Raw genomic sequence first — 5296 nt, 5'->3', positions numbered from 1 at the left:
TGTGTTCGGCGGTGTCCTACTCTCCCACACCCTGTCGGGTGCAGTACCATCGGCGCTGGAGGGCTTAGCTTCCGGGTTCGGAATGGGACCGGGCGTTTCCCCTCCGCTATGGCCGCCGTAACTCTGCGAAACAGTGTCACGAACGAACCGAAGTCGGAGACACACACTGTGTGTGTTCGTTCTTGGTTCTCATGAAGTTGTGTACCTGAAAATACAACTTTCGTGTGTTGTTTCAGATATTGCACAGTGGACGCGTAGCTTCTTTGTGGTAAGTCCTCGGCCTATTAGTACCAGTCACCTGCATGCATTACTGCACTTCCAGTTCTGGCCTATCAACCCGGTGGTCTGCCGGGGGCCTTACCCCCACAAAGGGGGTGAGAAACCTCATCTTGGAACAGGCTTCCCGCTTAGATGCTTTCAGCGGTTATCCCTTCCGAACGTAGCTAACCAGCGGTGCTCCTGGTGGAACAACTGGCACACCAGAGGTTCGTCCGTCCCGGTCCTCTCGTACTAGGGACAGCCTTCCTCAAGTTTCTGACGCGCGCGGCGGATAGAGACCGAACTGTCTCACGACGTTCTAAACCCAGCTCGCGTGCCGCTTTAATGGGCGAACAGCCCAACCCTTGGGACCTACTCCAGCCCCAGGATGCGACGAGCCGACATCGAGGTGCCAAACCATCCCGTCGATATGGACTCTTGGGGAAGATCAGCCTGTTATCCCCGGGGTACCTTTTATCCGTTGAGCGACACCGCTTCCACATGCCGGTGCCGGATCACTAGTCCCGACTTTCGTCCCTGCTCGACCTGTCAGTCTCACAGTCAAGCTCCCTTGTGCACTTGCACTCGACACCTGATTGCCAACCAGGCTGAGGGAACCTTTGGGCGCCTCCGTTACATTTTGGGAGGCAACCGCCCCAGTTAAACTACCCACCAGGCACTGTCCCTGAACCAGATCATGGTCCGAGGTTGAGGTATCCAATACGATCAGAGTGGTATTTCAACAACGACTCCACAGTAACTGGCGTCACCGCTTCACAGTCTCCCACCTATCCTACACAAACCGAACCGAACACCAATACCAAGCTATAGTGAAGGTCCCGGGGTCTTTTCGTCCTGCCGCGCGTAACGAGCATCTTTACTCGTAATGCAATTTCGCCGAGTCTATGGTTGAGACAGCTGAGAAGTCGTTACGCCATTCGTGCAGGTCGGAACTTACCCGACAAGGAATTTCGCTACCTTAGGATGGTTATAGTTACCACCGCCGTTTACTGGGGCTTAAATTCTCAGCTTCACCACACAAGTGCAGTTGACCGGTCCTCTTAACCTTCCAGCACCGGGCAGGCGTCAGTCCGTATACATCGTCTTACGACTTCGCACGGACCTGTGTTTTTAGTAAACAGTCGCTTCTCACTGGTCTCTGCGACCCCACCCAGCTCACACCGCAAGGATGATCACCGGACGAGGTCCCCCTTCTCCCGAAGTTACGGGGGCATTTTGCCGAGTTCCTTAACCATAGTTATCTCGATCGCCTCAGTATTCTCTACCTGACCACCTGTGTCGGTTTGGGGTACGGGCCGTGTGAAAGCTCGCTAGAGGCTTTTCTCGGCAGCATAGGATCACTGAATTCGCCTCAATCGGCTACGCATCACCTCTCAGGCTTGAATGAGACACGGATTTGCCTATGTCTCGCCCTACAGGCTTACACCAGTATTACCACTGACTGGCTCAGCTACCTTCCTGCGTCACCCCATCGCTTGGCTACTACCAGATCAGGTCCCACGCATCCACCCACCCCCGAGTACCCGAAGGCACACGGTAAGCGGGATTCAGGGCGGTTAGTATCACTGATTCACCAGGGGCGCGTTCACACGGGTACGGGAATATCAACCCGTTGTCCATCGGCTACGCCTGTCGGCCTCGTCTTAGGTCCCGACTCACCCTGGGCGGATTAACCTGGCCCAGGAACCCTTGGTCATTCGGCGGACGAGTTTCTCACTCGTCTTTCGCTACTCATGCCTGCATTCTCACTCGCACAGCCTCCACACCTAGGTCACCCCGATGCTTCCACGGCTGCACGACGCTCCCCTACCCACCCACACACCTGGCCGATCCCTCGCAAGAGAAAGGCGGGCTATTGTGTGAGTGCCGCAGCTTCGGTGGTGTACTTGAGCCCCGCTACATTGTCGGCGCAGGATCACTTGACCAGTGAGCTATTACGCACTCTTTCAAGGGTGGCTGCTTCTAAGCCAACCTCCTGGTTGTCTTCGCGACCCCACATCCTTTTCCACTTAGTACACGCTTAGGGACCTTAGCTGGCGATCTGGGCTGTTTCCCTCTCGACTACGAACCTTATCGCCCGCAGTCTCACTGCCACGCTCTCACTCACCGGCATTCGGAGTTTGGCTGATTTCGGTAAGCCGGTAAGCCCCCTAGACCATCCAGTAGCTCTACCTCCGATGAGAAACACGTGACGCTGCACCTAAATGCATTTCGGGGAGAACCAGCTATCACGGAGTTTGATTGGCCTTTCACCCCTACCCACAACTCATCCCCTCAGTTTTCAACCTAAGTGGGTTCGGTCCTCCACGACGTCTTACCGTCGCTTCAACCTGGCCATGGGTAGATCACTCCGCTTCGGGTCTAGAACACGCCACTACACACCACGAAGGTGATACGCCCTATTCGGACTCGCTTTCGCTACGGCTACCCCACACGGGTTAACCTCGCGACATGCCACTAACTCGCAGGCTCATTCTTCAAAAGGCACGCCATCACCAGCCACCACAAGTGGTGCACCAGCTCTGACGGATTGTAAGCGCACGGTTTCAGGTACTATTTCACTCCCCTCCCGGGGTACTTTTCACCTTTCCCTCACGGTACTAGTCCGCTATCGGTCACCAGGGAGTATTCAGGCTTATCGGGTGGTCCCGACAGATTCACAGCAGATTTCACGGGCCCGCTGCTACTTGGGCATCCACACTCGACAGTCACAATGTTTTCGTCTACGGGACTCTCACCCTCTACGACAGGCCGTTCCAGACCACTTCGACTAACACCATGATTTCTCACTGTCGGACAGTCCGGCAGAACCATCACATGCAAACCCCACAACCCTCCATACGCAACCCCTGCCGGGTATCACACGCACAAAGTTTGGCCTCCTCCGCTTTCGCTCGCCACTACTCACGGAATCACAATTGTTTTCTCTTCCTGTGGGTACTGAGATGTTTCACTTCCCCACGTTCCCTCCACACACCCTATATATTCAGATGCAGGTAACACGACATCACTCGTGCTGGGTTTCCCCATTCGGACACCCTCGGATCACAGCTCGGTTGACAGCTCCCCGAGGCTTATCGCAGCCTCCTACGTCCTTCATCGGCTCCTGGTGCCAAGGCATCCACCGTACGCTCTTCATTACTTACAACAAAGATGCTCGCGTCCACTGTGCAATTCTCAAACAACACACACGCAGAAAACCATCATGCATCCATCAGACCAGAACAATGTCACCATCATTCCGCGATAGGGATACGATCTCCCACCTGTATATGTCTTGCCTAGAAAGAAACACTCACGTGTTCTCTCAGGACCCAACAGTGCATCGATATAACCAGTTCGATGGTCGACACAAGGGCCGGCCACACGATGAACAAGTTGGTTGTCAGTGTTCCACCCGTGAGCACCGCAGTTCTACATGTGAGAACTACACGGTTTCTGTCTCACTCCCCCGTCACCTGTGTGACGGTCCGAGTAGAGAAGAGGCTCCTTAGAAAGGAGGTGATCCAGCCGCACCTTCCGGTACGGCTACCTTGTTACGACTTCGTCCCAATCGCCGATCCCACCTTCGACGGCTCCCTCCCACAAGGGGTTAGGCCACCGGCTTCGGGTGTTACCGACTTTCATGACGTGACGGGCGGTGTGTACAAGGCCCGGGAACGTATTCACCGCAGCGTTGCTGATCTGCGATTACTAGCGACTCCGACTTCACGGGGTCGAGTTGCAGACCCCGATCCGAACTGAGACCAGCTTTAAGGGATTCGCTCCACCTCACGGTCTCGCAGCCCTCTGTACTGGCCATTGTAGCATGTGTGAAGCCCTGGACATAAGGGGCATGATGACTTGACGTCGTCCCCACCTTCCTCCGAGTTGACCCCGGCAGTCTCTTACGAGTCCCCGCCATAACGCGCTGGCAACATAAGACAAGGGTTGCGCTCGTTGCGGGACTTAACCCAACATCTCACGACACGAGCTGACGACAGCCATGCACCACCTGTACACCGACCACAAGGGGGGCCACATCTCTGCAGCTTTCCGGTGTATGTCAAACCCAGGTAAGGTTCTTCGCGTTGCATCGAATTAATCCACATGCTCCGCCGCTTGTGCGGGCCCCCGTCAATTCCTTTGAGTTTTAGCCTTGCGGCCGTACTCCCCAGGCGGGGCGCTTAATGCGTTAGCTACGGCACAGATCCCGTGGAAGGAACCCACACCTAGCGCCCACCGTTTACGGCGTGGACTACCAGGGTATCTAATCCTGTTTGCTACCCACGCTTTCGTTCCTCAGCGTCAGTTGTTTCCCAGAGACCCGCCTTCGCCACCGGTGTTCCTCCTGATATCTGCGCATTTCACCGCTACACCAGGAATTCCAGTCTCCCCTGAAACACTCAAGTCTGCCCGTATCGCCTGCAAGCCCGAAGTTGAGCCCCGGGTTTTCACAAACGACGCGACAAACCGCCTACGAACTCTTTACGCCCAGTAATTCCGGACAACGCTCGCACCCTACGTATTACCGCGGCTGCTGGCACGTAGTTAGCCGGTGCTTCTTCTGCAGGTACCGTCACTCACGCTTCGTCCCTGCTGAAAGAGGTTTACAACCCGAAGGCCTTCATCCCTCACGCGGCGTCGCTGCATCAGGCTTCCGCCCATTGTGCAATATTCCCCACTGCTGCCTCCCGTAGGAGTCTGGGCCGTGTCTCAGTCCCAGTGTGGCCGGTCACCCTCTCAGGTCGGCTACCCGTCGTCGCCTTGGTAGGCCATTACCCCACCAACAAGCTGATAGGCCGCGGGCCCATCCTGCACCACAAAAGCTTTCCACCCCAGCACATGCATGCTGAGGTCATATCCAGTATTAGACCCAGTTTCCCAGGCTTATCCCAGAGTGCAGGGCAGATCACCCACGTGTTACTCACCCGTTCGCCGCTCGTGTACCCCGAAAGGCCTTACCGCTCGACTTGCATGTGTTAAGCACGCCGCCAGCGTTCGTCCTGAGCCAGGATCAAACTCTCCGTAAAAGACT

The 5296-nt window shown here is 55.9% G+C and carries 3 rRNA genes; all 3 read right to left on the bottom strand.

Annotated elements, in window-relative coordinates:
• Nucleotides 1-3: 3 nt before the first annotated feature.
• The 3 genes from rrf to CH293_RS27625 all read right to left on the bottom strand — a co-directional run bounded on the left by rrf (nt 4) and on the right by CH293_RS27625 (nt 5291).
• A 5S ribosomal RNA gene (gene rrf / locus CH293_RS27635) occupies nt 4-120 on the bottom strand.
• Nucleotides 121-264: 144 nt separating this feature from the next.
• Nucleotides 265-3427, bottom strand: a 23S ribosomal RNA gene (locus tag CH293_RS27630).
• 346 nt (nt 3428-3773) lie between these two features.
• Nucleotides 3774-5291 (bottom strand): 16S ribosomal RNA (locus CH293_RS27625).
• Together the 16S, 23S and 5S rRNA genes form the textbook arrangement of a ribosomal RNA operon.
• Nucleotides 5292-5296: the final 5 nt, after the last annotated feature.

The organism is Rhodococcus sp. 14-2470-1b (genome assembly GCF_002259415.1).
GTDB lineage: Bacteria > Actinomycetota > Actinomycetes > Mycobacteriales > Mycobacteriaceae > Rhodococcoides.
This window is presented reverse-complemented; position numbering and strand designations above follow the sequence as displayed.